The sequence below is a fragment of the Pseudomonas sp. GXZC genome (genome assembly GCF_026967615.1).
Taxonomy (GTDB): Bacteria; Pseudomonadota; Gammaproteobacteria; order Pseudomonadales; family Pseudomonadaceae; genus Aquipseudomonas; species Aquipseudomonas azotoformans_A.
Genome location: NZ_CP114115.1, coordinates 2,145,103 through 2,170,448 on the forward strand (window position 1 = coordinate 2,145,103; position 25,346 = coordinate 2,170,448).

26 protein-coding genes are annotated in these 25,346 nt (G+C 60.7%); 12 read left to right on the forward strand and 14 right to left on the reverse strand.

What is annotated here, in order from left to right:
* The first annotated feature begins 70 nt into the window (after nt 1-70).
* Entirely contained in the window at nt 71-727 is a 657-nt protein-coding gene (locus tag OZ428_RS10245) for a thiopurine S-methyltransferase (protein WP_269133292.1), read from the forward strand.
* 56 nt (nt 728-783) lie between these two features.
* On the opposite strand, the gene htpX is transcribed toward OZ428_RS10245, so the two are convergent.
* Both htpX and OZ428_RS10255 read right to left on the reverse strand, forming a co-directional pair.
* The gene (gene htpX, locus OZ428_RS10250; RefSeq protein WP_033901382.1) at nt 784-1,671 is read right to left on the reverse strand and encodes a protease HtpX; all 888 of its coding nucleotides are present in this window, start codon (nt 1,669-1,671) and stop codon (nt 784-786) included.
* A 303-nt stretch (nt 1,672-1,974) separates the two neighbouring features.
* A complete protein-coding gene (locus OZ428_RS10255) occupies nt 1,975-3,186 on the reverse strand; it encodes a pyridoxal phosphate-dependent aminotransferase (RefSeq protein WP_017734399.1) in 1,212 nt (403 codons plus the stop codon).
* Nucleotides 3,187-3,388: 202 nt separating this feature from the next.
* Here OZ428_RS10255 and msrB point away from each other — a divergent pair, with 202 nt between their 5' ends.
* The 3 genes from msrB (at nt 3,389) to OZ428_RS10270 (ending at nt 4,871) form a co-directional block, all read left to right on the forward strand.
* On the forward strand, nt 3,389-3,781 hold the full coding sequence (gene msrB, locus OZ428_RS10260; protein ID WP_033901384.1) for a peptide-methionine (R)-S-oxide reductase MsrB: 393 nt from the start codon (nt 3,389-3,391) through the stop codon (nt 3,779-3,781).
* A 128-nt stretch (nt 3,782-3,909) separates the two neighbouring features.
* Nucleotides 3,910-4,395, forward strand: a complete 486-nt coding sequence (locus tag OZ428_RS10265; protein ID WP_058427952.1) for a glutathione peroxidase — start codon at nt 3,910-3,912, stop codon at nt 4,393-4,395.
* Complete coding sequence (locus OZ428_RS10270; RefSeq protein WP_269133293.1) at nt 4,392-4,871, forward strand: MarR family winged helix-turn-helix transcriptional regulator; 480 nt, start codon at nt 4,392-4,394, stop codon at nt 4,869-4,871. Before OZ428_RS10265 ends, OZ428_RS10270 begins: the two co-directional genes overlap by 4 nt.
* On the opposite strand, the gene OZ428_RS10275 is transcribed toward OZ428_RS10270, so the two are convergent.
* Nucleotides 4,825-7,134: a hybrid sensor histidine kinase/response regulator gene (locus OZ428_RS10275; protein ID WP_269133294.1), complete on the reverse strand. Its 2,310-nt coding sequence runs from the start codon at nt 7,132-7,134 to the stop codon at nt 4,825-4,827. The two genes, OZ428_RS10270 and OZ428_RS10275, sit on opposite strands and share 47 nt — an antisense overlap.
* Before the next feature lie 164 nt (nt 7,135-7,298).
* Between OZ428_RS10275 and OZ428_RS10280 the strand changes: the two genes are divergently transcribed.
* Both OZ428_RS10280 and OZ428_RS10285 read left to right on the forward strand, forming a co-directional pair.
* Nucleotides 7,299-8,189, forward strand: coding sequence for an ATP-binding protein (locus tag OZ428_RS10280; protein WP_269133295.1), 891 nt, complete (start codon nt 7,299-7,301; stop codon nt 8,187-8,189).
* The gene (locus OZ428_RS10285; protein WP_033901389.1) at nt 8,186-8,668 is read left to right on the forward strand and encodes a GAF domain-containing protein; all 483 of its coding nucleotides are present in this window, start codon (nt 8,186-8,188) and stop codon (nt 8,666-8,668) included. The genes OZ428_RS10280 and OZ428_RS10285 overlap by 4 nt, the downstream gene beginning before the upstream one ends.
* Before the next feature lie 25 nt (nt 8,669-8,693).
* Here OZ428_RS10285 and OZ428_RS10290 read toward each other — a convergent pair whose 3' ends face one another.
* The 8 genes from OZ428_RS10290 to OZ428_RS10325 form a co-directional block, all read right to left on the reverse strand.
* On the reverse strand, nt 8,694-12,329 hold the full coding sequence (locus OZ428_RS10290) for a transporter substrate-binding domain-containing protein (RefSeq protein WP_269133296.1): 3,636 nt from the start codon (nt 12,327-12,329) through the stop codon (nt 8,694-8,696).
* An 8-nt stretch (nt 12,330-12,337) separates the two neighbouring features.
* Nucleotides 12,338-12,964 (reverse strand): response regulator transcription factor, encoded by a 627-nt coding sequence (locus OZ428_RS10295; RefSeq protein WP_038841965.1) that lies wholly within the window; start codon nt 12,962-12,964, stop codon nt 12,338-12,340.
* Between the two features lie 249 nt (nt 12,965-13,213).
* Entirely contained in the window at nt 13,214-13,615 is a 402-nt protein-coding gene (locus OZ428_RS10300) for a response regulator (RefSeq protein ID WP_033901392.1), read from the reverse strand.
* Between the two features lie 171 nt (nt 13,616-13,786).
* Complete coding sequence (locus OZ428_RS10305; protein WP_033901394.1) at nt 13,787-15,118, reverse strand: deoxyguanosinetriphosphate triphosphohydrolase; 1,332 nt, start codon at nt 15,116-15,118, stop codon at nt 13,787-13,789.
* Between the two features lie 71 nt (nt 15,119-15,189).
* On the reverse strand, nt 15,190-16,353 hold the full coding sequence (locus OZ428_RS10310) for an EAL domain-containing protein (RefSeq protein ID WP_269133297.1): 1,164 nt from the start codon (nt 16,351-16,353) through the stop codon (nt 15,190-15,192).
* Between the two features lie 92 nt (nt 16,354-16,445).
* On the reverse strand, nt 16,446-16,787 hold the full coding sequence (locus OZ428_RS10315; protein ID WP_033901396.1) for a hypothetical protein: 342 nt from the start codon (nt 16,785-16,787) through the stop codon (nt 16,446-16,448).
* Nucleotides 16,784-17,167: a phage holin family protein gene (locus OZ428_RS10320; RefSeq protein WP_033901397.1), complete on the reverse strand. Its 384-nt coding sequence runs from the start codon at nt 17,165-17,167 to the stop codon at nt 16,784-16,786. The genes OZ428_RS10315 and OZ428_RS10320 overlap by 4 nt, the downstream gene beginning before the upstream one ends.
* A gap of 2 nt (nt 17,168-17,169) precedes the next feature.
* On the reverse strand, nt 17,170-17,484 hold the full coding sequence (locus OZ428_RS10325; RefSeq protein ID WP_010211812.1) for a DUF883 family protein: 315 nt from the start codon (nt 17,482-17,484) through the stop codon (nt 17,170-17,172).
* A 341-nt stretch (nt 17,485-17,825) separates the two neighbouring features.
* Here OZ428_RS10325 and OZ428_RS10330 point away from each other — a divergent pair, with 341 nt between their 5' ends.
* Nucleotides 17,826-19,034 (forward strand): ammonium transporter, encoded by a 1,209-nt coding sequence (locus OZ428_RS10330; protein ID WP_269133298.1) that lies wholly within the window; start codon nt 17,826-17,828, stop codon nt 19,032-19,034.
* Here OZ428_RS10330 and OZ428_RS10335 read toward each other — a convergent pair.
* A complete protein-coding gene (locus OZ428_RS10335; protein WP_269133299.1) occupies nt 19,021-20,745 on the reverse strand; it encodes a cation:proton antiporter in 1,725 nt (574 codons plus the stop codon). The genes OZ428_RS10330 and OZ428_RS10335 overlap by 14 nt on opposite strands.
* A 146-nt stretch (nt 20,746-20,891) precedes the next feature.
* On the opposite strand from OZ428_RS10335, the gene OZ428_RS10340 reads away from it, so the two are divergent.
* The 3 genes from OZ428_RS10340 to OZ428_RS10350 all read left to right on the forward strand — a co-directional run bounded on the left by OZ428_RS10340 (nt 20,892) and on the right by OZ428_RS10350 (nt 22,501).
* Nucleotides 20,892-21,128 (forward strand): glutaredoxin family protein, encoded by a 237-nt coding sequence (locus tag OZ428_RS10340; RefSeq protein WP_033901398.1) that lies wholly within the window; start codon nt 20,892-20,894, stop codon nt 21,126-21,128.
* 73 nt (nt 21,129-21,201) lie between these two features.
* Nucleotides 21,202-21,537, forward strand: a complete 336-nt coding sequence (locus OZ428_RS10345) for a hypothetical protein (RefSeq protein WP_016978478.1) — start codon at nt 21,202-21,204, stop codon at nt 21,535-21,537.
* Between the two features lie 73 nt (nt 21,538-21,610).
* On the forward strand, nt 21,611-22,501 hold the full coding sequence (locus tag OZ428_RS10350; protein WP_269133300.1) for a pseudouridine synthase: 891 nt from the start codon (nt 21,611-21,613) through the stop codon (nt 22,499-22,501).
* A 55-nt stretch (nt 22,502-22,556) separates the two neighbouring features.
* On the opposite strand, the gene OZ428_RS10355 is transcribed toward OZ428_RS10350, so the two are convergent.
* Both OZ428_RS10355 and mobA read right to left on the reverse strand, forming a co-directional pair.
* On the reverse strand, nt 22,557-22,778 hold the full coding sequence (locus OZ428_RS10355; protein WP_016978480.1) for a YgdI/YgdR family lipoprotein: 222 nt from the start codon (nt 22,776-22,778) through the stop codon (nt 22,557-22,559).
* Nucleotides 22,779-22,857: 79 nt separating this feature from the next.
* Complete coding sequence (mobA, locus tag OZ428_RS10360) at nt 22,858-23,460, reverse strand: molybdenum cofactor guanylyltransferase MobA (RefSeq protein ID WP_269133301.1); 603 nt, start codon at nt 23,458-23,460, stop codon at nt 22,858-22,860.
* Nucleotides 23,461-23,536: 76 nt separating this feature from the next.
* On the opposite strand from mobA, the gene moaB reads away from it, so the two are divergent.
* Together moaB and OZ428_RS10370 are read left to right on the forward strand one after the other, a co-directional pair.
* Nucleotides 23,537-24,076, forward strand: coding sequence for a molybdenum cofactor biosynthesis protein B (gene moaB, locus OZ428_RS10365; protein ID WP_032892684.1), 540 nt, complete (start codon nt 23,537-23,539; stop codon nt 24,074-24,076).
* A complete protein-coding gene (locus OZ428_RS10370; RefSeq protein WP_269133302.1) occupies nt 24,060-25,286 on the forward strand; it encodes a molybdopterin molybdotransferase MoeA in 1,227 nt (408 codons plus the stop codon). The genes moaB and OZ428_RS10370 overlap by 17 nt, the downstream gene beginning before the upstream one ends.
* The last annotated feature ends 60 nt before the right edge of the window (nt 25,287-25,346 follow it).

Here is a 25,346-nt window from a genome sequence, read left to right on the forward strand (position 1 = left end):
TTCAATCAGATCATTGATCTAAATCTAATATAAGTTTTAGCACCATTTGATCGAATTACTGGGAGGATCTATGGAGCCTAAATTTTGGCAGGAGCGCTGGGCGCGCAATCAGATCGGCTTTCATTTGCCCGAGGTCAACCCTTACCTGCAACGACATTGGCCGCAGCTGGCGCTCGCCGAAGGCTCCAAGGTATTGGTGCCGCTGTGCGGCAAGAGCCTGGACTTGATGTGGCTGGCCAGCCATGGGTTGCGGGTGATGGGTGTGGAGCTGTCGGAACAGGCCGTCGAGGCGTTTTTCAGTGAGCAGAACCTTGTACCACGCGTCACTCGGCGAGGTGCCTTTACGGTGTACCAGGCTGATCTGATCGAAGTGTGGTGCGGCGACTTCTTCGCCCTAGATGCTGAAGCCTTGGTGGGTTGCGCCGCGTTATACGACCGCGCTGCGTTGATCGCTTTGCCGCCGTTGATGCGGGCGCAGTACGCCGAGCATTTGAGCCGCCTTCTGCCGTCGGGTTGCCAGGGGCTGCTGATCACACTCGATTACGACCAGACGCAAAAAGCCGGGCCGCCTTTTGCGGTGACAGATGAGGAGGTGAAGGTGCTGTTCGGGTCGGACTGGACCCTGAAAGTGCTGCAAGAGCAAGACGTTCTGCAGGAGAGCTGGAAGTTTGTGCAGGAGGGTGTCACGCAGCTTGATGAGCGGGTCTACCGGCTAACCAGGGCGTAGATCGCGGCCACAAAAAAGGGGCGATTCAATCGCCCCTTTTTTTGCGTTGCGGATTATCAGCCCATGCGACGCAGTGCGTCGATACGCTCTTCCAGCGGCGGGTGGCTCATGAACAGGCGAGCCATGCCCTGCTTGATACCGCCGTTGATGCCGAAGGCGGTCAGGCTGTCCGGCATATGCACCGGCAGGCCTTGTTCGGAGCGCAGGTGTTGCAGTGCTGCGATCATCGCCCCGGTGCCGGCCAGGCGGGCACCGGCTTCGTCTGCGCGGAATTCCCGTTTACGCGAGAACCACATGGTGATCGCACTGGCCAGGAAGCCCAGCACCAATTCGGCGAAGATCGTCGCGACGAAGTAGGCAATGCCGCGGCCGCCTTCGTTCTTGAAGATCACCTTATCGACAAAGTTACCGATGATCCGCGCGAAGAACATCACGAAGGTGTTCACCACCCCTTGGACCAACGCCAGGGTGACCATGTCGCCGTTGGCGACGTGGCCGATCTCGTGGGCCAGCACGGCCTTCACTTCATCGTACGAGAAGCGTTCCAGCATGCCCTGGCTGACGGCAACGAGTGCGTCGTTCTTGTTCCAGCCGGTGGCAAAGGCGTTGGCTTCATAGGCCGGGAAGATCCCGACCTCGGGCATCTTGATACCGGCTTCGCGGGACAACTGCTCGACGGTCTGCAGCAACCATTGCTCATGCCGGGTACGTGGCTGGGTGATCACTTGGGTGCTGGTGCTCATCTTCGCCATCCACTTGGAGATGAACAGCGAAAACAGCGAGCCGGCAAAACCAAAGACCGCACAAAAAACCAGCAGCTGATTGAGGTTCAGGTCAACCCCGTTGGCCGCCATGAACCCATTGAAGCCGAAAAGGCTCAAGGTGATGCTGGCAATCAGCACGACCGCAAGGTTAGTGGCCAAGAACAGCAGGATGCGCATCATGGTTGTAGAGTTCTCCTCATGCTTAATATGTCGCGTACTGCGGGGTATATAAGGTGCGGCATGGGGTGATTCAACCGAGCGACTATTTCAAACTGTGTCCTACAGCCGGAATGTAGAGCCTTGAAGGGAATTTCCGATAGGGAAAAGGCCGCTTGATCGGTTCACCGTTGGCCTGCCGCCCTGCAATTACAGGGGGGCGGTGGTTTTTAGAGGTTGACGCAGTGCTGAAGCGAGTGAGAGCCAGAGAAGTGTTGCCAGATACTCGCTGTACGACCGATTGTCGGCCGCACAGCGTCGTTGGCGTTACTGGCGATAGGACTTGAGGAAGTTACCGATGCGACCAATGGCCATGTCCAGGTCATCCACACGCGGCAATGTCACCACCCGGAAGTGATCCGGCCACGGCCAGTTGAACGCGGTGCCTTGGACGACCAGCAGCTTTTCCGACAGCAGCAGGTCGAGCACGAACTTCTCGTCGTTGAAGATAGGACATACCTTCGGGTCGATCCGCGGGAAGGCGTACAGCGCGCCCATGGGTTTCACGCAGCTCACGCCCGGAATCGCGTTGAGCAATTCCCAGGTGCGGTTGCGTTGCTCCAGCAGGCGGCCTTGGGGCAAGACCAGGTCATTGATGCTCTGGTAGCCGCCCAGGGCGGTCTGGATGGCGTGTTGGCTCGGCACGTTGGCACACAGGCGCATGTTGGCCAGCATGTCGATGCCTTCGATGTAGCTCTGGGCGTTGTGCTTGGGGCCGGAGATGGCGATCCAGCCGGAGCGGAAGCCGGCCACGCGGTAGGACTTGGACAGGCCGTTGAAGGTCAGGCACAGCAGGTCCGGTGCCAGGGAGGCGGTGCACACGTGCACGGCGTCGTCGTAGAGGATCTTGTCGTAGATCTCGTCGGAGAACACCACCAGGTTGTGCTGGCGTGCCAGTTCGAGCATGCCCAGCAAGACTTCCTTGGAATACACCGCGCCGGTCGGGTTGTTCGGGTTGATGATCACCAGGGCCTTGGTGTTCGGGGTGATCTTGGCCTTGATGTCGGCGAGGTCCGGGAACCAGTCGGCGCCTTCGTCACAGAGGTAGTGCACCGGATGGCCGCCCGCCAGGGTCACGGCGGCGGTCCACAGCGGATAGTCCGGTGCCGGCACCAACACTTCGTCGCCATTGTTGAGCAGGGCCTGCATGGACATCACAATCAGCTCGGACACGCCATTGCCCAGGTAGATGTCTTCGATGCCGACACCTTCGACCTGCTTTTGCTGGTAGTACTGCATGACCGCCTTACGTGCGCTGAACAGGCCTTTTGAGTCGCTGTAGCCCTGGGCGGTGGGCAGGTTGCGGATCACGTCCTGGAGGATTTCATCCGGCGCTTCGAAACCAAAGGGCGCCGGGTTGCCGATGTTCAGCTTGAGGATGCGATGGCCTTCCTCTTCCAGGCGTTTGGCGTGCTTGAGCACTGGGCCGCGAATGTCGTAGCAGACGTTGGCGAGCTTGTTCGATTTGCTGACCTGCATGGCGATGTGATCCTGAAAATGAACGATCCAGACGGTGGGGACACTACCGTACTGCGAATCCTGCGGGGCCCGCACCCATAAATACGTTTGAATGCCGGTAGCGCGGGTGCCAGACTGGCGTTTTGAAGAGGCGCAATCATACGTGCCGCCTGATCCATGGAAAAGACACAGATCAGGCTTTTTCAGTTGCCGAGGTGTACCGATGGAAAAGTTGCAGAAAACCGTTGAAGAATGGAAGGCGATGCTCGATCCGGAGCAATACAACGTGTGCCGTCTCAAGGGCACCGAGCGACCTTTCAGCGGCAAGTACAACGCCACCAAGACGGATGGCGTGTACCACTGCATTTGCTGCAACGAGCCGCTGTTCGACTCCACCACCAAGTTCGACTCCGGTTGCGGCTGGCCCAGCTTCTACGCGCCGATTGCCGACAGCGCGATGATCGAGATCCGTGACGTCAGCCACGGCATGATCCGCACCGAAGTCACCTGCGCCAAATGCGATGCCCACCTGGGGCACGTGTTCCCGGACGGCCCGCCGCCGACCGGCCTGCGTTACTGCATCAACTCGGTGTGCCTGGACCTGGTGCCGCGCTAGGTCTGCCAGCGCTCCTGCGGATAATGCGGGAGCGCCCTATAGCGGGATATCATTCCGGTCAATTCAATTGCACACAATTTAATTGCCTACTATGTTTATCCTTCTTTCCACCAGACTGAGGCATTGCCATGAGCAACAACCTGCTGAGCATCCCTTGCACCACCATCAAGGGGGAGCAAAAGACTTTGGCCGATTTCGCCGGCAAGGCCATCCTGGTGGTCAATACCGCCAGCAAGTGCGGTTTCACCCCGCAATACAAGGGCCTGGAGCAGCTTTGGCAGCAATACAAGGACCAGGGATTGGTGGTGTTGGGCTTCCCCTGCAATCAGTTCGGCAAGCAGGAACCGGGTAACGAAGGCGCGATTTCCGAATTCTGCGAGCTGAACTTCGGTGTCAGCTTCCCACTGTTCAAGAAGATCGACGTGAATGGCAGCGACGCCCACCCATTGTTCGTGCAATTGAAAAAACAGGCGCCCGGACTGCTCGGTTCCAAGGGCATCAAATGGAACTTCACCAAGTTCCTCATCGGCCGCGACGGCCAGGTAGTCAAGCGCTTTGCGCCGACCACCAAGCCGCAGGATCTGACCCAAGAGATCGAAGCCCTGCTCAAATGACCGTCTCCCTGGCGCTCGACCATCAACTGTGTTTCAAGCTCTACGCCGCCTCCAGGGCGGTGACCCGCGCGTACAAGCCCATGCTTGATCAGTTGGGCCTGACCTACCCGCAGTACCTGGTGATGTTGGTGTTGTGGGAGTGGCACGCCGCAGCACCGCTGCAACCCACGGTCAAGGCGTTGGGTGAGCGCTTGATGCTGGATTCCGGCACGCTGACACCGCTGCTCAAGCGCCTTGAGCAACTCAGTCTGGTCAGGCGCCAGCGCAGCGCCAAGGATGAGCGGGAAGTGCACTTGAGCCTGAGCGAAACCGGTGTGCAGCTGCGTGACCAGACCCATGGCCTCAAGACGCGGCTGCTGTGCGACAGCGGTATCGACCTGAACCAGGCTGACGCGCTGCGCGAGGGCTTGGACCAGTTGCTTCGGCAGATCAGAGATTTGTCGTCTTCGGCACCCACAGCTCCAGCAAACCACTGAGTTCCTCACGCCGGAACGGCTTGGCCAGGTAGTCATTCATGCCCGCAGCCCGGCAACGCTCGCGCTCTTCGGACAGCGCGTTGGCGGTCAAGGCAACGATTGGCAGGTCTGGCCAGCGCCCGCTGCGACGGATCTGCCGACTGGCCTCATAGCCGTCCATCACCGGCATATTGCAGTCCATCAGCACCAGGTCGAAGCGTTGTTCCTCAAGGAATTTGAGCGCCTCGCCACCATGGGCTGCGACGATCACTTCACACCCCAGTTTGCTGAGCATGCCCTTGGCCACCAGTTGGTTGACCGGGTTGTCCTCCACCAACAGGATGCGCGCGCGGTGTGCCAAGGGCGCGGCCTCCATCTGGATCGGGTCGAGGATCAGTTGTGCGTCGCTGCGCAAGTTACGTTGCAGGATCTGATACAGCGCGTTGCGGCTCAGCGGGCGTGCCTGTTGTTGCAGCGGAGCGAGTGCCGCGACTTCTTCGCTGGGCATGAAATTGCCATAGGCGGTCACCAGCAGGATCGGCGCGTTGAGGGTGGGGCGCAGGCGAAACAGGCACTCGGGGCAGTCGGTGATCAGCAGGTCCGGGGTTTGCCCGCTCAAGTCATCGTCTTGCGAGTAGCAGCGAGGTGTCAGGCCCCAGTGAGGCAACAGGGTGGTCAGCAGTTCGGTGAGGCCGCTGCCGGCATGGGTAATGACGATGACCTCACCCTTGAGCGGCAGTGGCTGGGCGGCGGGCAAATGGGTTGGCAGCGGCAGGTCGGCGCAAAACTGGCTACCGAAGCCCACTTCCGAACTGATGCTCAGTCGGCCTTTCATCGCTTCACACAGGTTGTGCGTCAGCGCCAGGCCCAGGCCGGTGCCGCCAAATTGACGGGTGATGCCGGCACCCGCCTGGGTGAAGGGCTGGAAGATCTTCACCTGGGCTTCCTGCGCAATGCCGATGCCGGTATCGCAGACCTCGATGCGTACCTGGCCCTCCCGCGCGCTGAGGCGAACATCTACCCGTCCGAAGCGTGTGAATTTCAGGGCGTTGGACAGCAGGTTGCTGACGATCTGCCGCACGCGGGTCGGGTCGCCCAGGACCTGCGCCGGAAACTGCGGGTCGATCAGGCACGTCAGTTCGACGCTGGGCGCGGCGTTCTGTGACAACAGGTTGGCGGTGTCTTCCACCAACGAACCCAGGTCGAACGGGATGCGCTCCAACTCCAACTGGCCAGCGTCGAACTTGGACAGGTCGAGGATATCGTTGAGCAACTCCACCAGCACTTTGCCTGAGTCATGGGCGATGGACAGTTGCTGACGCTGTTCGGCGTTGAGCGGGCTGTCGAGTGACAGCGCGATCATCCCCAGCAGGCCGTTGAGCGGTGTGCGGATTTCGTGGCTCATGTTGGCGAGGAACGCCGCCCGTGCCTGGGCCATGCCCAGCGCGTGCATCTTCGCTGCTTCCAGTTCGTCGTTGGACTGGCTCAGCCGCTGGTTGCTGGCCTTGAGCTCCAGGGTGCGGGCGGACACGATGTCTTCCAGTTGTCCCAGGTATTCGGTCAACCGATCTTCGGCGTGGCGGCGTTGCTGGATCTCCGTCTCCATGTTTTCGAACTGCTGGTTGGCCACGTTCACCAGCACGCCGATCTCATCGTGCTCGTGGCCGGGCGGGCAATCCAGGCGTGCCTGCCGGCGGTTGCTCAGCTCGCGGATGATGCGCACCAGCGGCTGGGTCAGCATCACGTAGAACAAGCCCAACAGGATGCCGGTCAGCAACAGGCTACGGACGAAGCCGTTGAGCAGGGTGATCTCGGCACGGCGCAGGAAACGGCTGCCAAAGGCATAGGTGTCGACGTCCAGGCGCAGCACCCCGAGGGACTCGTTGGGCATGTGACTAAGGAACAGCCGGTCTTCGAACTGACGGTTGGCGCCGAACAGGAAATCGCTGACAGGACGGTAAGTGCTCTCTTTGCGTGGGCGGTCGACATCGGCCAGCACCACGCCGTTGTTGTCGATCAACTGGGCATGAATGATGGCAGGGGAGTGCAGCAGGCCCAGGGCCAGTTCCTGGGCCAGTTCGGCGTCGATGTTGTAGGCGATGCGTGAGGCGGGGTTGTGGCTGATTTCGATCAGCGAGCGAATTTCACGGTTGATGGATGCGTCTTCGCTGGCATAATCAATGCCGATTTGGATCAGGCTGAGCAAGGTTCCCAAGACGAAACCGACCAGCACAGTCAATCTGGCTTGTTTATAAGACAAGCGGTGGGCGAACTTGATATCCATCGAGTGTTGAACCACTTCACGTTTCCCTTCGCCCGGCAAGCATAGCTGAACATCCACAGGCTCTGGCTTACCCGGCATGAATCGTTTTTTTACGCAGCCTCGTGCGGTCTGCCGCAGGGTTGCCAATACGCCATCTTTTGCAAGAACTTGCCAGAGGAATAATCGTGGATGCTCGATTGAATGCGTTTCTTGAACGGGCCGATGCAGTGCTCGCCCGCCTGGAACCCTTGTTACCCGCGCCCCGCCAAGCCATCGATTGGAACCACTGCCTGGCTGCCCGCTGGCAGCGTGAAGGCCGCACGGGTTTCCTGTTGCCGTTGGATGTGAGCCTGGAGATGCGCCTGTCCGACCTGATCGGTGTGGACAAGCAACGTGAAACACTGGCGCGCAATACCCAGCAATTCATCGACGGCCTGCCTGCCAACCATGCACTGCTGTGGGGTTCGCGTGGCACCGGCAAATCCTCCATGGTGCGTGCCTTGCTGGCCCAGCATGCCAAGGCTGGCTTGCGCCTGATCGAAATCGAGCGCGACCATTTGGCCGACCTGCCACGCGTGGTTGAACAACTGGTCAAGCTGCCGCAGCGGTTTATCCTGTTCTGTGACGACCTGTCGTTCGAGGCCGGTGAAGGCGATTACCGCGTGCTAAAAAGCGTGCTCGACGGGTCCCTGGAGCAGGCCCCGGAAAACGTGCTGCTGTACGCCACCTCCAACCGCCGTCACCTGGTGCCGGAAAACCAGAGCGACAACGACAACTGGAAACGTGTGGACGGCGAGTTGCACCCGAGCGAAGCGGTAGAAGACAAGATTGCCTTGTCCGACCGCTTTGGCTTGTGGTTGTCGTTTTACCCCTTCACGCAAGAACACTTCCTGGATGTGGTGGAGCACTGGATCGGCGAGCTGGCCAGCAAGGCCGGTTTGCAGTGGCAGCGTGATGAAGCCCTCGACATCCTGGCCGTGCGCTGGGCGACCGGGCGTGGCAACCGCAACGGTCGTTGCGCGTATCAATTCGCCCGTTACTGGGTAGGCCTCAAATTGCTGGAGATGCAACCATGATCGATCTACAAAGCGCTGGCACTGGCCTTGATGGCTACGCCATGCTCTGTGCGCAACTGGAGTCGCTGCTGGCCGATGAGCGGGACTTCATTGCCAACAGTGCGCAGTTCTCTGCGTTTCTGTTCAACCAGTTGGACGACTTGAACTGGGCCGGTTTTTACCTCAACCGTAACGAAGAGCTGGTGCTCGGCCCGTTCCAGGGCCAGATCGCCTGCGTGCGCATTCCGTTTGGCCGTGGCGTGTGCGGTGCAGCGGCCGCCTCGCGGCAGACCCAGCGCGTGGAGGATGTGCATGCATTCCCAGGGCATATCGCCTGTGACAGCGCGTCCAACAGCGAGCTGGTGGTACCGCTGGTCAAGGACGGCCAACTGATTGGCGTCCTTGACCTCGACAGCCCGTCGTTGGCGCGTTTCACCGTCCAGGACCAGGCGGGTATCGAACAGCTGGCGGCGATCTTCCTGCGCTTGACCGACTGCTGATCACGGGAGGGGCGGCCTGCGCCCCTTACTGTCCCTCCAGGCCGTGAAGCTGCCCTTGCAGCAACCTCTCCAGTTCCAGCATGAGTTTTTCCAAGGCTTTTGCCCCGGCTTCGATCACCGCCCAGTCATCCTCACGGGCGCACGCCTGTTCAAGGGTTTCACACTGCCCGGCCAGTGGGGTTGCCTGAACAATGCGCGCAGCGCCCTTGATTTTGTGGGCCTGCTCGGTGATCTCCTGAAGCGGGGCATGTGCGCTGATCAGCGCCGCCAGTTCCTGGCGATCATGCCGACTGCTGCTCAACAGTTCTTCCAGCAAACGCCAGCTCAATTGTGGGTCGCCACCGGTGAGGGCCTCGAAGTTGCCGAGGTCCAGGTGCAGGTCAGTGGTTTGCGGGGCGATCTTTGCCAGTTGCTGTTCCAGTGCAGTAAGGCTGATCGGTTTGAACAGGCAGTCGTTCATGCCCGCGTCGGCACAACGTTGCTTCTCTTCGGGCTGGGCATTGGCGGTAAACCCCAGCACCACGCAGGGCGCCAGCTTTTCGCGCTGTTCGTATTCGCGGATCGAGCGACTCAGCTCATAGCCATTCATGATGGGCATGTTGCAGTCGGCGATCACCAAGTCGAAACGCTCCTGGCGCCAGGCCTGGAAACCGGCGGCGCCATTCTGGGCGGCGCTGAACTGATGCCCCAGGTAGCCCAGTTGCTGGCACATCAGCAAGCGGTTTGCGGGATGGTCGTCCACGACCAGCACGTTCAGCACTGGCGCGCTTGCAGGTGCCTCAGGCGTGTATTCAAGCACCGGCTGTTCCGGCTGAAGAAGGGTCATGTGCAGGCTGATATGCACCTGGGTACCCACCATCGGCACGCTGCTCAGGCTCAATTGCCCACCCATCATCGCGCACAGGCTGCGGCAGATCACCAACCCAAGGCCAGCGCCGCTCCTGGCAAGCTGCCCGGAATTGTCGGCCTGGGCAAAGGGCTCGAACAGGCGCAACTGATCATCCCGACTGATCCCTATGCCGGTGTCCTCGACCACCAGTTTCATCTCGACCTGCTGCGCCAGTTCGGTGGGCAGCACCTCGACCTTGACTTTCACCTGGCCACGCTCGGTGAACTTGATCGCATTGCTGACCAGGTTCGACAGCACCTGCTTGAAGCGCAGCGGGTCGATCAGGACTTCGGTGTTATCCAGGTTGGGGTTGAACTCAAGCGACAGGCTGAGGGTTTTCTGGCGTGCCAGGCCGTCGAACACGCGCACCACCGACTCGATCACCTCCCGCAGGTTGACACGCTCCGGCGCGAGGCTCAGGCGGCCGGATTCGATGCGCGCGATGTCGAGGATATCGCCGATCAGTTCGAGCAGGTCCCTGGCTGAGTTGTACGCCACTTCGATGGCCGGGCGATCAAGATGACCCTGGTCGGCGCGCTTGAGGGTGAGTTCGAGCATGCCGATCACCGCGTTCATCGGCGTACGGATTTCATGGCTCATGGTGGCGAGGAACGTGCTCTTGGCCCGGTTGGCCTCGTCGGCGCGTTCTTTGGCCGCGCGGATTTCATCGAACAGCTGGCGTCGTTCGCTGATGTCGATCCAGCCGCCAATAATGCCTTGCACCTCTCCAGTCGAGTCACGGTAGGGCAGGATCCAGTGATAGATCGTCAGTTTCTTCCCGTGGATATGCAGCGTGCGGTCCAGGATCAGCGGGTTACCTTCGGCCATCACGCGCTGGTAGTCGGCATGGTATTGCGTCGCATCGGTTTCAAGGGCGGCGCTCATCTGGATGGCGCTTTTGCCGATCACGTCTTCGCGCTTGACGTTGAACACCTGCAAGTAGCTGTCGTTGCAGGTCTGCAGCAAGCCTTTGCGGTCACGTACGTAGATGGGGTGCGGGGTTTCGTTGACCAAGGCCCGCATGAACTCGAACTGATCATTGAGGGCGCGCTCGGCCATTTTTCGATGCTTGATCTGACGGCGCATGTAGGCGTTCCAGCTCAGGGAGATCAGCAGCAAAAGCCCGGTGCCGATGATGATGCGCGCGATCAGTTGGTGATAGTTGCGCCAATAGCTGTCGGAGGCGGCGGTGTAACCGCGCCAGCGACTGTTGATGACCCCCAGCTCATCCGGCGCGATGCTCAGCATGGCCTTGTCGAGAATCGAGCTGAGTTCGGTGGCGTTACGTGAGGTGGCCAGCGAAAATTTAGCGGGCGTGGTGCCAATACTGAAACTGATCTGGACCTTGCCCTGAAACATGGAGGACGAGAGGTAATAGTTGGCGATGACCAAGCTGTTCACGGCACCGTCGACCTGTCCTTGCACCAGCAGCTCGGCGGCTTTGAAATTGTCGCCTGTTTCGACCACTTGAATGGTTGGGAAGTGCTCGCGCAGGAACGTTGCCATTGGGCTGCCTTCAGTGACGGCCACGCGTTTGCCTTCCATTTCCTCAAGGCTGGTCGCCGCCTGGTTTTCCTTGCGTGTCAACATCACGTAGGAGTTTTCCAGGTAGGGACGGCTGAAGTTCAACCGGGCTTCCCGTTCCGTGCTGGGAACGATGGCGCCAATGATGTCGGCCTTCCCTGCGTCGACCTGTTCGATCATTGACTGAACGACACGCTCACGTTGGATATCAAAACGCAGCCCTGTGCGCAGGCGAACCAGTTCCAGCAGGTCGGCGGTGATGCCGCGGAAGTTGCCATCGGCGTCGAAGAACGACAGCGGGGCAAAGGTCTCGTTCACGATCACCTTGACCACTGGATGCTCCTGTAGCCAGCGCTCTTCGCGTTGTGTCAGTTGCAGTTTCTGGTCGGTCAGCAAGATATCGCTGCCGGCGCTCCAGCGTTTGGCGATCGCTTCCCGTTCATTGGTGGGCACGGCCGTCAATACGGCGTCGACAATGCTCAAGAGCGTCTGCTGGTGTTGGGGCATGGCGAAGCTGAACCCGTAGGCTTCGTGTTTGCCGAAGTTGGCCATGCGGATGTTCTTCAGGTAGCCCTTGTTGATCATGTAATGAGTGGAAATGGTATCGCCGAGGAATACATCCGCCTGGTCGAACGCCACCGCATTCAAGGCGTTTTGATAAGAGGGATAAGCGCGCAGGGTCGCCTTGGGGTACAGCTTTTCCACCTCGCTCAAGGGCAGGTAGTGGTAGACCAGCGCCAGGCGCATGCCGGCCAGGCCATTGGTCAGGCTGCGGGTTTCTCCTTCGCGGGTGACGAGGACCGGCTGGTCCACCGCATAGGGCTCTGACAGCGTGAGATTTGGGTTGGCCGCCTCAAAACCGTTGGAGGATCCCAGCAAATCGATAGCCCCCGTTTCAAGCGCGCGGATCGCGGCCTCGCGAGAGGGGTAGCGCAATACTTTCACCGGCAGGGCCAGCGCCTTGGCCAGCAGGCCGGCGTAATCAGCGGTGAGACCCTCGTAGTCACGTCCGCTGGACGTGAGGTCGAAAGGTGGGTAATCAGGCACCGCAGTACCCAGCACCAACTCGCGCTTGTTTTGCAGCCATTGGCGTTGAGCCTTGTTCAGGTGGGTTTCCAGTTGAACCGAGCCTGCACGACTCAACAAGGCGAAATGTTCCGGGCCCGTTGGCGGGTTCGCAAGTACCACTGTGCTGAAGCACAAACCGGCACTCAATATAATCAGATAGTCCTTTATACGCCTGGGCATCCGCTTTCTCACACTAGCGCGTTTCGTTTTGCCATCTCGATAAGTTCTACCAAGGACTTGGCTTGAAGTTTCTGCATCAGCCTCTTTTTATAAGTGCTTACTGTTTTGTTACTCAAAAACATACCCTTGGCAATTTCCTTGTTGGTACGTCCTTGTGCAAAAAGTTGCAATACCATCAGTTCCCGATCATTGACGGTCTTGAATAGTTCAAGCTCCTGGGATTCGACGCTATCGACACCATTGGTATTCAGTGCCTGGCTGGGGAAGTAGTTGTAACCGGATAACACTGCGCGGATGGCGCTCAGCAACTCGCTCAGGTCGCCTTCCTTGCACACGTAGCCATCGGCGCCCGAACGCATGCAGCGTGTGGCGAACAGGGTGGGTGATTGGGCGGTCAGTATCAGGGTTTTCATCGGGGTGTTCATGGCGTTGAAGCGGCAGAGCACTTCGAGGCCATCCAGCTTGGGAATGCTGATATCCAGGATAATCAGGTCAGGCAGGCATTCGCGGACCATTTGTATGGCGTCGCACCCGTTATCGGTTTCGCCCACGACTTTATAGCCTTCGTGTTCCAACAACATACGGATGGCGAGCCGTATAACCGGGTGGTCATCGATAATAAAAACTGAGTTCATGATCACATTCCGTACAAGTGCAAATAAAGCGGGCACATTAGCTCAGAAGAGGAGGGAGGAGCATGAGTCGAGGGGTGAGTAGATATAAAACAGGAAAAGTCCTACATTAAAAAAGGTAGCGGCCTACCAGCTGATGAGGCTTGGTGAAGCGCTACGTCGATGCTCTGAACGTGAATAGGCTAACGGTTGCTGCCATGGATTTAACTGATGCTGTGCCGTCGTCTTTCGTCGGCTCATGATGTTTAATTCCTACATTTTTAACTTGAGTAATGGGCAGAGCAAGTGTGCAAGTTCATCCTTGTTCAGCGGCTTCGATAGATAGCCAAGCAGTGGCAGTCCACGGTCCATGGCTTGGCTTATCAGGCTGGCGAGTTCCGCCACCGGTAAACCGCTCAACAGGATGGCGGTCGTGGTAAAGCGTCGGCGACTGGCAATTTCAATCAGTTCGAGTCCCGGTAAGTCGGGTAGGCATTGGTCACACAAGATGATGTCGAAAGGCACCTCGGCCTGCGACATCAAGCAGATTGCCTGCTCGGCGCTTTCGGCCGGCGTCAGTCGTGCGAAGCCGAAGCTTCTGAGCAGGCATTGGGTGGCGAGGAGTTGAAACGGGTGATCCTCCACCAGCAGGATACGGAGCGAGTAACTGGGCATTGGGGCCACACGTTGAGTCAAGCATCGAGGGAGGGCGCGTAGGACCAGGTCGCCAGGGTCGCCCGGAGCGTGCGTGATTATTCATCGAGTGGTTGTGCGAATTCGATCAGGCCGCTCTGTTCCCGTCGTAGGTCGATTCCTTTCAAGAAACAGGCGGCATGATCGTGGTCGTTACTGAGGGCTGGAACGTCCGGTCATTTCCCGGGCCATCTCGGTGGCATAGCTGTCGGTCATGCCGGCGATAAAGTCGATCATACGCAGGAATGACGCGTGCAGCGGCCATTCAGGGTTCGGCGCATTATTGCCCAGCAGATCGAGAATGCGCCGGTTCTTGAACGATGGTGTACGCCCGCCATGCTGCTCCAGTGCCGCACCGCAGAATGCATTCAAGAGAATTTCGAGGGTGGTGTAGGCGCCGATCTCATGCAGGGTCTTGCGCTTGTCCTGGAAGATCTTCTTGCGCGCCATGTCCTTGGCATCCAGCACGCAACGCTTGGCCGGACCGTGCATATGTTCAACCAGGTCGCCGGGAAGGGTGCCGGCGAGCAGGGCGTCCTGTTGCTCGACGAAGGCCTGTGCCGCTGCGTTGGTCAGATGCTCGATGGCCTTGCCGCGCAGGATCGCCAGCTTGCGTCGGCGCGAGTCCTGGGCGCCCAGTTGGCGATAGGTCTGGGGCAGGTCGTCACCCACCAGGTTGAGCAGCAGCGACTCGACTTCGGCGTATTCGAGCAACTCCATTTCCAGGCCGTCTTCCAGGTCGATCAGGGCGTAGCAGATGTCATCCGCCGCCTCCATCAGGTACACCAGCGGGTGCCGGGCCCAGCGCTGTTCTTCGAGTTGTGGCAGGCCGAGCCTGTGGGCAATCTGTTCGAGGATCGGCAGCTCGCTCTGGTAGCAGCCGAACTTGTGTTTCTTGTAGCCCAGGGAGTCGGCGTGGCGGGCAGTCCAGGGGTATTTCAGGTAGGTGCCCAGGGTGGCGTAGGTCAGCCGGGTGCCACCGTCGAACTGGTGGTACTCAAGCTGGGTCAGTACGCGGAAGCCTTGGGCGTTGCCTTCAAAATTCAGGAAGTCATTGCGCTCGGCGCTGCTCATGTCGTCCAGCCAGCCACGTCCTGCGGCTTGTTGGAACCAGTGGCGGATGGCGTCTTCGCCGGAGTGCCCGAACGGTGGGTTGCCGATGTCATGGGCCAGGCAGGCCGACTGCACCACCATGCCCAGGTCGCTTGGGTCGCACCAGTCGGGCAGGGCGCTGCGCAAGGTTTCGCCGACGCGCATGCCGAGGGAGCGACCCACGCAGCTCACTTCCAGGGAATGGGTCAGACGCGTGTGAATATGGTCGTTGCTCGAGACCGGATGCACTTGGGTCTTGCGGCCCAGGCGACGAAATGCGCCGGAGAAGATAATACGGTCATGGTCTTTGTGAAACGGGCTACGCCCCAGTTCTTCCGGGCTGTGCAGCGGTTTGCCAAGACGTTCGCGAGTCAGCAGGGTGGGCCAATCCAAGGCGGGTACTCTCCGTGCGGTGAATGACCCTCCCAGCTTCCCGGTTCAGCGCGGCCTGGGCAAGCGAAAATCTACAGCCCGGCCGCGTCGATATCGATTAACAGCAAGCGCTGACCGTTATCGAAGAATTGTCCGGCGGTGAGGCAATACTGATTGGTGGTGGCGTCGCGGTAGGTCGAGGACAGTGTCAGGCGCCGCTCCTCCCAGCCTTCGGCCAGCAGGTGATAGAAGTAGGGACGCCATGACCAGTTGTGGCCCAGGTAACGGCTGTCGGACTGCCAGGCATCCTGGCGCCACTCAAAGTTCGGTGTGAGTTGGGTGCCGTGCCGGTCGCACTGGTAGAAGCGCAGCAGCCAGGGAAACGCCGGCAGTTGCGGCAGTTGGTTCAGCGGCGCCTGGGCCTGGGCCCAGGTTTGCAGGATCTTCATCAATTCGGCCAACTGCTGGCGCAGTTGCATGACGCGGCCGCGTTCTGCCAGCTTTTGCTGGACGTACACCGTGCGCAACTGGGCAAAACGCGGCACGAAGGCGTCGGCGGCGAACCAGTCCAACTGCGCCTGGGCAAACAGATAGCCCTGCACATAGCGCGAGCCGCACTCCAGGGCGAAGCTCAACTGCGCCTCGGTTTCCACGCCTTCGGCAATGATCCAGCAGCCGGTCTTCTCGGCCATCTGCGCCAGGGCTCGTACCACTTCGCTGCTCGGTCCACCACGGGCGGCCTCCTGGAACAGGCGCATGTCCAGCTTGAGGATATCCGGTTGCAACGCCAGCACTCGGTCGAGTTGGGAGTAACCGGCGCCAAAGTCGTCGATGGCAATGCGCGCACCGGCTTCGCGATAGCGCGCCACCACGTCGGCCAGGCGTCGGATATCGCCACCCAGTTCGGTGATCTCGAACACGATGCGCTGCGGGTCGACGCCATGGTGGTGGATCTGCTTCAGGCTTGGCAGGGCCTGGCCCGGTCGCAGGCGATTGATCCAGCGTGGCGAGATGTTCAGGCTCAGGAACCAGTCTTCGGGCGCTTCGTGCAAGCGGCTCAGCGCGTTGTCGCGAATCTGCCGGTCGAGTCGGCGCAAGGTCACGCCCGGCGTGCGCGGGTCAGCGAACAGCGGGCCCACGGACTGCAAGCGGCCGTCAGCCTGGCGCAGGCGGCCCAGGGCCTCGACGCCGGCAATGCGGCCGGTGGCGGTATCGATAAACGGCTGGAAGCAGGCGAGCGGTTGCCCGTCAATCACGGGGCCTCCTTAGAAACATTGGCGAAAAAAGGCCCGGCCCTCGAAAACGAGGGCCGGGCCGATTCTGTTAGCAAGAATGCAGCCAGCCAGGCTCAACTTTTACGCGAAGAACCCTGCATGGCCAGTTTGATCAACGGGATCAAGCCGGCACCGAGGCGCACCAGGCGCGTCAAGCTGCCAATGCCGCCGCCCTTGGCACCTTTGCCGGTGAAGAACCCCATCAGGGTCACCGCGGCCACGCCCCACAGCGGCGCGTGCTTGATGCCCAGGCTGTCCTGCCAGTTGCTGCCCATATTGCGCACCTTGTTCAAGGGCAGCATCAGTTGCTGGGACTCGTGGCGGATCTCCTGACGGTGCATTTCCATGCGCAGACGGATCAACGCCTTACGCATTTCCCGGCGGGAGGTGGTTTGCGGGATTTCAGTGATGCTCATGGCAGCAGGCGCTCCCGGTCATTGGCCAGCTCTTCGAGGGTGGCGTGGAAGGGCGTGGACTCATCGAACACCGCCGCCTTCAAGCGTACCCCGCAAAACGCGGCGGCCAGGGTATAGAACACGCAGAGGCAGATGATCCCGGTCAGGCGGTAGCCGGTGTCCCACACCAGGATCATCACCAGGGTCGACAACCCCACCAGCAACAGCAGCGCAAACACCAGCGCCAGGCCGGCAAACAGCAGCAGGCTGACGGTGCGGGCCTTCTGTTCCTGCAACTCGATGCCAAACAATTCGACGTGGCTGTGCAGCAAGCCCAGCACGGCCGCGCCCAGACGTCTTGAGGTGGTGCCCGTGGACGAGCCCGTTTCGCCGATAGACATGGTTAGCGCCTTGTGGCCAGCAGGCCGATCAGAAAGCCCACGCCGGCGGCAATGCCCACCGACTGCCAAGGGTTGGCCTGCACATAGTCTTCGGTCGCAGTGACCGCCGCCTGGCCGCGTTCGCGCAGGGAGTCTTCGGTCAGTTGCAGGGTTTCGCGGGCCTTGAGCAGGCTTTCGTGGATCTTGCTGCGCAGCTCGTCAGCCTGGTCGCCAGCGAGGACCTTGGTGTCATCCAGCAACTTTTCGGTGTCGCTGACCAGGGTTTGAAAATCCGCCATCAATATTTCTTGAGCAGTCTTTGCAGTTCTTCTGGCCATGGTTATCTCCGTGATTGGCTGATCTGTACGTTTCGAGTCACCGGCTTCGGTGAAGGTTCAGTGCAATTGTGTGGTACAGCTTTTGCTTTGCCTTGGTGCGCAGGCCCTGGGGCTTGCGCTGAATCTGGGCGGTCGGGCAGGAAGCCTTGAAAAACCTTACCCTAAATAACTGAAATTCGCGGAAAAACCCTGTCGGCAACGGCTTGTTGTGTTGATCGCTGCGCTAAAGCGGTTCACGCCCTCTGAAGAGGGGTGGGACCGGTGGTGCCAATTTAGTGCGCTCAACCCTGGCTTGAACCGCTTTGGTGCTTTTTGCCTTTATTGCAGGCCTGCCAACCTCCATGGAAAATTTGCAAAGTGCAGTGGACACGCTCGTCCACAGCTCCAACACCCTGTTTATCCTGATCGGCGCGGTCATGGTTCTGGCCATGCACGCCGGCTTCGCGTTCCTTGAAGTCGGTACGGTGCGCCAGAAGAACCAGGTCAACGCCTTGTCGAAGATCCTCAGCGACTTCGCCATCTCCACCCTGGCCTATTTCTTTATAGGCTATTGGATTTCCTACGGTGTGAGCTTCATGCAACCGGCGGCGGTGCTCAGTGCCGATCACGGCTATGGCCTGGTGAAGTTTTTCTTCCTGCTGACCTTTGCGGCGGCGATCCCGGCGATCATTTCCGGGGGCATTGCCGAGCGTGCAAGGTTTGCTCCACAGCTCTGCGCGACCGCGTTGATCGTTGCGTTTATCTACCCGTTTTTCGAAGGCATGGTGTGGAACGGCAATTTCGGCCTGCAGGCCTGGCTGCTCGCGACCTTTGGCGCCAGCTTCCATGACTTCGCCGGTTCCGTGGTGGTGCACGCCATGGGCGGCTGGCTGGCGCTGGCGGCGGTGTTGCTGCTGGGCGCGCGCAATGGGCGCTACCGCGAAGGGCGCCTGGTGGCGTTTGCACCGTCGAGCATTCCGTTCCTGGCGCTGGGCTCGTGGATTCTGATCGTGGGCTGGTTCGGCTTCAACGTGATGAGCGCGCAAACCCTGAACGGCGTCAGCGGTTTGGTCGCCGTCAACTCGCTGATGGCCATGGTTGGCGGCACAGTGGCGGCTCTGATCATCGGCCGCAACGACCCAGGTTTCCTGCATAACGGCCCGCTGGCCGGGTTGGTGGCGATCTGCGCTGGGTCCGACCTGATGCACCCGGTGGGCGCGCTGGTCACGGGTGCCGTCGCCGGCGGCTTGTTTGTGTGGTTCTTTATTGCGGCCCAGGACCGCTGGAAGATCGACGATGTCCTGGGTGTTTGGCCTCTGCACGGTCTGTGCGGCGTGTGGGGCGGCATCGCCTGCGGCATCTTCGGCCAGACCGCGCTCGGCGGGCTGGGCGGCGTCAGCCTGATCAGCCAGTTGATCGGCACCGCCCTCGGCGTGCTGGTGGCGCTGGCGGGCGGCCTGTTGGTGTATGGCGTGATCAAGCGCGTCACCGGGCTGCGCTTGAGCCAGGAACAGGAGTACTACGGCGCGGACTTGTCGATCCACAAGATCGGCGCGGTCAGTCAGGATTGATCGGCTCGTCTGCCGGCCGATAAAAACCGTGTAACAGGCGATAACGGTTTTGCCGCACTTCATCGACCCGCGCCTGAACCTGTTGGTCCGGCAGGCCCAGCAGGATCAAGGCATGGGAGGCGAGCATCAGGCTCGACTCCAGCAACTCGGGCACCACTTCACTGGCGCCCGCGGCTTTCAGTTCTGCTAACTGGCTGTCGTCGCGGGTACGCACCAGGATTGGCACGTCGGCGTTGATCCGACGCGCTTCCTTGAGCACCACCAGCGCCACGTCGGTGTTGTCCACGGCAATCACCACCAATCGCGCACGCTCCAGGCCGACAGCACTGAGCAACGCGCCACGCCGGCAATCGCCGTAATGCACGCTGCTGTCTTCAGTGGCGGCTTCCTGCACCCGTTCCGGGTCGTCATCCAGGGCGATGAAGGTTTGTTGTTCCTTGCGCAGAAAACGCCCGATGGATTGGCCGACACGGCCATAGCCACAGATCACCGCGTGCCCGCGCAGCTCGGCGTTGAGCGCGGTGATTGCTTCCAACTGCACCTGCTGGTTGGGCTTGCGGTGCAGGCGCAGGGCGATACCCGGTGCGGCACGCAACAACAGCGGCGTGAGCAGCATCGAGCAAAAGGTGGCCGCGAGCAGCAGGCCGTTAAATTCATCCGGGATCAAGCGGCTTTGTTGCATCTGTGCCATCAACGCAAAGCAGAACTCGCCACCCTGGGCCAGGGCCAGGCCGCTGCGCCAGGCGGTCTCACTGTCGCTGCCGCGCAGTTTGACCAGCACCGCGACCACACAGCCTTTGACCAGCATAAGCGTGAGCGTCAGCCCGAGGATCAGCAGACTATGGCTGACGAACAATTGCAGATCGATGAGCATGCCGATGCTGACGAAAAACAGCCCCAGCAGGATGTCGCGAAACGGCCGGATATCCGCCTCGATCTGATGGCGGTAATGGCTTTCGCCCAGCAGCATGCCAGCCAGGAAGGCCCCGAGCGCAGGGGAGAGCCCGAGCAGATGGGTGAGCCAGGCCGTCAGCAACACAATCACCAACGCCAGCAGCACAAACAGCTCGGCTGAATGGGAGGCGGCCACTTCATGAAACAGGCGCGGCAGCAACCAGCGGCTGGCCAACAGCAGGCCGACAAACAGCACCACGGTCTTGCCCAGGGTCAGGGGCAGCGCCCAATACCAGGCTTGCTCGCCAGTGCCAGCGAACACCGGCACCAGGGTCAGCAGCAATACCGCGACCACATCCTGGAACAGCAATACGCCAATCGCGTTCTGGCCGTGACTGCTGAAGATTTCCCCGAGGCTGGTCAGCTCCTTGCTGACGATGGCTGTGGACGACAGTGCCAGTCCTGCCCCCAGCAACAGGGCGATACCCGGCGCCACACCCAGGATCATCAACAAAAGTCCCAACAGCACCCCGCACCCCAACACCTGCAAGCTGCCCAGGCCAAATACAACTCGGCGCAGGGCGAGCATCCTGGTCAGGGAAAACTCCAGGCCCAGGGAAAACAGCAGGAACACCACGCCCAGTTCGGCCAGGTCGGGCAGTTCTTCGCTGTCATTCACCCAATCCAGCGCGGTGGGGCCCACGGCGAGGCCGACGCACAGGTAGCCCAGCACGGGGGGCAATTGCAGGCGACGAAACAGCGCAATCACCACCAGGGATGAGGCCAGGATAATCAGCAGGTTGGCAAACACACGCATCTCCGTTGCAGGGGGGCAGGCAAAAAGCCGCGAGAATCGCTGAAACAGTTATAGGCCATGGTGACCTGGGTCAGGGTTTATAGAGTGGGCTTCAGGCGGCCACCGGCTTAGAATGTCTGCCTGTTTTCTGATCAGGTCCCTTCGCCATGCTTCCTGAATGCCAGCTGTTCGGCACCCTGGGTTGTCACCTGTGTGAGATTGCCGAAGCCGAAATCATGCCGCTCGTCGAACACGGGTTGCTGGTGGAATTGGTGGACATCACCGACCCCGACGACCTGACCGAAGCCTACGGCCTTCGGATTCCGGTGCTTCGCCGGGTAGACACCGGGGCGGAACTGGATTGGCCATTCGACACACAACAGGTTGTTGCCTTCCTTCGTTAGGTTTATGCGATGGCAGGTTTCCAAATATTAAGTTACTGTATGTTTGTACAGCGATTGAATTGAGGGAACGCCCGTGGTGAATGTCGAACAACTGAAAAGCAGCGTCAATCGCATGTCCGCCGACGTCGTGCGCGACGCGGTGAACGAGCTGCGCCTCGATGGGCTGGTCACGGAAGGCAAGACGCCCTTTAACAAAGTGCATTTCAATACCTGTTTTGCCGAGATCGAGGCGCTGTTCCAGCGCGCCGGTTACCACAAGCAGCTGGATGTGGTGGGTTACCAGGGCTTGTTGTACGCGTTGTACGATCCGGGCCGCTGGGAGGCAGTGGACGTGCTGCGCTGGCTCAAGGAGTTCACCGACGCCGCCAGTGCTTCGCCGATCCTGCGGGCGGAGTTGGCCAAGGCTTGAGATCCGCCCTAGGCTCAATCCCGCGCAATGCGGGATAATGCCCGCCGGTTTTGTCACAGGCTTCGAGCATTTCATGTCCACCTCCGGTTTTTCCGCGTCCCAGCACCAAGCCAGCACTTTGTATCTGCCACCCGGTTCATGGGTAACAGTGCTGGACTGCCTGTGCGAGCACTTCCCGGCGATCAGCCGCGAACACTGGCTGGACCGCATTGCGCGAGGCCGGGTGCTGGATATCAACGGTACCCCGATCACCGTCGACCTGGGCTACAAGGAAGGCTTGTGCATCTACTACTTCCGCGAAGTGCCTAACGAGAAAGTCATCCCGGTGCAGGAAACCATCCTGTATGCCGACGAGCATCTGGTGGTCGCCGACAAGCCGCACTTCCTGCCCGTGACGCCGGCCGGTGAATACGTCGAGCAAACCCTGCTGCGCCGCCTGATTCGCCGACTGGATAATCCCTCACTGGTACCGTTGCACCGCATCGACCGGCACACGGCGGGGCTGGTGCTGTTTTCGGCCAATCCGGCCAGTCGATCGGCTTATCAGCAACTGTTTCCCACACGCCGGATCGATAAATTCTACGAAGCCATCGCACCCGCTCTACCGAACCTTACGTTCCCCAGGGTGCATAAAAGCCGACTCGTCGATGGCGAGCCGTTCTTTCGCATGCACGAAGGTGATGGCGTCCCCAACACCGAAACGGCGGTGGAGGTGCGCGAGAAAAACGGCGATCTGTGGCGCTACGGCCTGTTCCCGGTGACCGGCAAGAAGCACCAGCTGCGCGTGCACATGAGCGCCCTCGGCGCGAGTATCTGCAACGATCCCTTCTACCCGGACGTGATCAAGGACGCGGTAGACGATTACGCCAACCCCCTCAAACTGCTGGCCCAGGGCGTGCGTTTTATTGACCCGGTCACGGGGGCGGAACGCAGTTTCCGCAGCCGGATCACCCTCGACTGGTAATCCCCGGAAACGACAAGGCCCGCGCGAGGCGGGCCTTGATGGAAAACGCTAAGAGTTACAGGTCTTTGACGGTGCGAACCTGATCTTTGTTGATGCGGGTCTGCTTGCCGTCCAACTGTTCGAACTCGTAGAAGCCCGAGTCCTTGTCGAATTTAGGGGTGTCGACGGCCTGGATTTCGCGACCGTCATTCAGGGTGATCACTGTCGGCGAGGCGCAACCGGCGAGGGTGGCGAGGCCCAGTGCAAGCATGAGAGCGGCGATGGTCCGTTGAGTCATGAGTCTGTCTCCGAGAGAATACTTTTTAATAGCTGACCTTGTGACGCATGCAGCGTCGACAAAGTTCCGGGTGCGAGGTTCATTCTGACACGCCCGACGGCGTCTGTAACAGCTCCGGCGTATTAAGGTTGGCCAGGCGCGGGTCATCTGCCGGGCATTCCAGGCCTACGCCGCCCAGCTGTAGGAAGAGTTTGCGCGGGCTGCGCTCACCGGCGTGCCAGGCCCTGTCCACCGCATCGCGCAGGCCGGTGGGAACGATGCAGATCAACGGTTCCCAGAACGCACCATGGCGCACCATCACCGGCAGCAGCGGGTTGCGTTGCGCGGTCTCACGCAGCGCCTGGATCAGCCCTGCGTCGATTTGCGGCACGTCGCACGGCAATATCAGCAGGTGCGCATGGCGTGCGGCGGCGAGTCCCGCACGGATACCGGCAAGCGGGCCGGGAAAGTCCGGGCTGTCGTCGGTCACCAGTTGGTCGGCATAGCTGGCGTAATGCTGCGGGTTGCGATTGCACGAGATGATCAGGTCATCGGTGAGTGGTCGCACCAAGTGCTGCAAATGCGCAATCAACGGCTGGCCATGCCACTCCAGCAGGCCTTTGTCCTGGCCGCCCATGCGTTGGCCGCGCCCGCCAGAGAGCAGCAAAACCGAACAGGGCAGTGAGGACGAATCGATAGGCATGGCAGTTCCGCAGCGGCAGCAAAAGGGGGGCCTGTGATATAACATCGGGCTGTTCCTTAGACAACCGGACCGTGCCATGAAAGCCAAGGCAGATGCGCCCTTCGTACCCCTGAATATCGCGGTATTGACCGTCAGCGACACCCGCACCCTGGAAACCGATACCTCCGGCCAGGTCTTCGTCGACCGCCTGACGGCCGCCGGCCACCACCTGGCCGAGCGCGTGCTGCTCAAGGACGACCTCTACAAGATCCGCGCCCAGGTCGCCCACTGGATCGCCGAAGACGTGGTGCAAGTCGTGCTGATCACCGGCGGCACCGGCTTCACCGGCCGCGACAGCACTCCCGAAGCGGTAAGCTGCCTGCTGGACAAACAGGTGGACGGCTTTGGCGAACTGTTCCGTCAGATTTCCGTAGCCGACATCGGCACCTCCACCGTGCAGTCCCGCGCCCTGGCGGGTTTGGCCAATGGCACGCTGGTGTGCTGCCTGCCAGGCTCCACCAATGCGGTGCGTACCGGCTGGGACGGCATCCTTGCCGAGCAATTGGACAACCGTCACCGCCCGTGCAACTTCGTCCCGCACCTGAAACAGGCCGAGCCTTGTGAATCCCGTGGGTAAGCCCGGCAAGACCGGCGCGCTGTTGCCGGTGGAGGACGCCTTGGCCCAACTGCTGGCCATGGCCGAAGCCGCGCCGATCCGTGAGCAGGAAAGCCTGTTGCTGGCGGATTGCGATGGTCGTGTACTGGGGCAAGACCTGATCTCCACCCTCGACCTGCCGCCGTGGCCGAACAGCGCCATGGATGGTTATGCCGTGCGGTTGGCGGACTGGACCGGCGAACCCCTGGTGGTCAGCCAACGCATTTTCGCAGGCCAGGCGCCACACCCCCTGGCTGCCGGTACCTGCGCCCGTATCTTCACCGGCGCCCCCGTACCGGAAGGGGCCGACTGCGTGGAGATGCAGGAGAACGCCGTGGTCCACGCCGATGGGCGCGTGAGTTTCACCGAACCCCTGCACCTCGACCAGAACATCCGCCCCCAGGGCCAGGAAACCACCGTAGGCGAGCTTGTTTTAACGGCTGGCACGCGCCTGGGCCCGATTGAACTGGGGCTGGCGGCGTCCCTCGGCCATGATCGCCTGGCAGTGATCCGCCGCCCACGCGTGGCAGTTCTGTCCACCGGCGATGAGTTGATCGAACCGGGCTTGCCGCTCGGGCCGGGGCAGATCTACAACAGCAACCGGCGCGTGCTGTGCTCATGGCTTACGCGCATGGGCTGTGAAGTGATTGACGCTGGCATCCTGCCCGACGATCTGGAGCAAACCCGCGCGTGCCTGGGCGGTTTGGGCCGTGTCGACTTGATCCTGTCCACGGGCGGTGTGTCGGTGGGCGAGGCGGATTTCCTTGGGATCGCCCTGCGTGAAGAGGGTGAGCTGGCGTTATGGAAACTGGCGATCAAACCGGGCAAGCCGCTGACCTTCGGCCACTTCCGTGGCGTGCCGGTGATCGGCCTGCCCGGTAACCCGGCGTCGACGTTGGTCACGTTCGCGCTGCTGGCACGCCCTTATCTGCTGCGCCGCCAAGGTGTGCAGGACGTGGAGCCACTGCGTTTCGACGTGCCGGTGGGGTTCGAGTGGCCCAAACCGGGCAACCGCCGCGAATACCTGCGCGGTCGCATCGAGCAAGGCAAAGCGATCATTTACCGTAACCAGAGCTCCGGCGTGCTGCGCAGTGCGGCGTGGGCGGAAGGGTTTGTGGAGGTGTTGGAAGGCACGACGCTGACTATCGGCGACCGGGTCAACTTCATTCCCTTGAGTGAGGTATTTGGCTGACACACAATTCACCGGTGGCGGGCGCACAGTCAAGATAAGTCCTATGAGCCAAGCAGGGCG

What these genes read in the sequence shown, in the direction of transcription:
- htpX (WP_033901382.1), bottom strand. Translation starts at nt 1,671, where the DNA reads ATGATGCGCATCCTGCTGTTCTTGGCCACTAACCTTGCGGTCGTGCTG.
- OZ428_RS10285 (WP_033901389.1), top strand. Translation starts at nt 8,186, where the DNA reads ATGATCGATCTACAAAGCGCTGGCACTGGCCTTGATGGCTACGCCATG.
- OZ428_RS10340 (WP_033901398.1), top strand. Translation starts at nt 20,892, where the DNA reads ATGCTTCCTGAATGCCAGCTGTTCGGCACCCTGGGTTGTCACCTGTGT.
- OZ428_RS10290 (WP_269133296.1), bottom strand. Translation starts at nt 12,329, where the DNA reads ATGCCCAGGCGTATAAAGGACTATCTGATTATATTGAGTGCCGGTTTG.
- OZ428_RS10255 (WP_017734399.1), bottom strand. Translation starts at nt 3,186, where the DNA reads ATGCAGGTCAGCAAATCGAACAAGCTCGCCAACGTCTGCTACGACATT.
- mobA (WP_269133301.1), bottom strand. Translation starts at nt 23,460, where the DNA reads ATGCCTATCGATTCGTCCTCACTGCCCTGTTCGGTTTTGCTGCTCTCT.
- OZ428_RS10245 (WP_269133292.1), top strand. Translation starts at nt 71, where the DNA reads ATGGAGCCTAAATTTTGGCAGGAGCGCTGGGCGCGCAATCAGATCGGC.
- OZ428_RS10330 (WP_269133298.1), top strand. Translation starts at nt 17,826, where the DNA reads ATGGAAAATTTGCAAAGTGCAGTGGACACGCTCGTCCACAGCTCCAAC.
- msrB (WP_033901384.1), top strand. Translation starts at nt 3,389, where the DNA reads ATGGAAAAGTTGCAGAAAACCGTTGAAGAATGGAAGGCGATGCTCGAT.
- OZ428_RS10295 (WP_038841965.1), bottom strand. Translation starts at nt 12,964, where the DNA reads ATGAACTCAGTTTTTATTATCGATGACCACCCGGTTATACGGCTCGCC.
- OZ428_RS10320 (WP_033901397.1), bottom strand. Translation starts at nt 17,167, where the DNA reads ATGTCTATCGGCGAAACGGGCTCGTCCACGGGCACCACCTCAAGACGT.
- OZ428_RS10325 (WP_010211812.1), bottom strand. Translation starts at nt 17,484, where the DNA reads ATGGCCAGAAGAACTGCAAAGACTGCTCAAGAAATATTGATGGCGGAT.
- OZ428_RS10300 (WP_033901392.1), bottom strand. Translation starts at nt 13,615, where the DNA reads ATGCCCAGTTACTCGCTCCGTATCCTGCTGGTGGAGGATCACCCGTTT.
- OZ428_RS10350 (WP_269133300.1), top strand. Translation starts at nt 21,611, where the DNA reads ATGTCCACCTCCGGTTTTTCCGCGTCCCAGCACCAAGCCAGCACTTTG.
- OZ428_RS10275 (WP_269133294.1), bottom strand. Translation starts at nt 7,134, where the DNA reads ATGGATATCAAGTTCGCCCACCGCTTGTCTTATAAACAAGCCAGATTG.
- OZ428_RS10355 (WP_016978480.1), bottom strand. Translation starts at nt 22,778, where the DNA reads ATGACTCAACGGACCATCGCCGCTCTCATGCTTGCACTGGGCCTCGCC.
- OZ428_RS10335 (WP_269133299.1), bottom strand. Translation starts at nt 20,745, where the DNA reads ATGCGTGTGTTTGCCAACCTGCTGATTATCCTGGCCTCATCCCTGGTG.
- moaB (WP_032892684.1), top strand. Translation starts at nt 23,537, where the DNA reads ATGAAAGCCAAGGCAGATGCGCCCTTCGTACCCCTGAATATCGCGGTA.
- OZ428_RS10270 (WP_269133293.1), top strand. Translation starts at nt 4,392, where the DNA reads ATGACCGTCTCCCTGGCGCTCGACCATCAACTGTGTTTCAAGCTCTAC.
- OZ428_RS10265 (WP_058427952.1), top strand. Translation starts at nt 3,910, where the DNA reads ATGAGCAACAACCTGCTGAGCATCCCTTGCACCACCATCAAGGGGGAG.
- OZ428_RS10315 (WP_033901396.1), bottom strand. Translation starts at nt 16,787, where the DNA reads ATGAGCATCACTGAAATCCCGCAAACCACCTCCCGCCGGGAAATGCGT.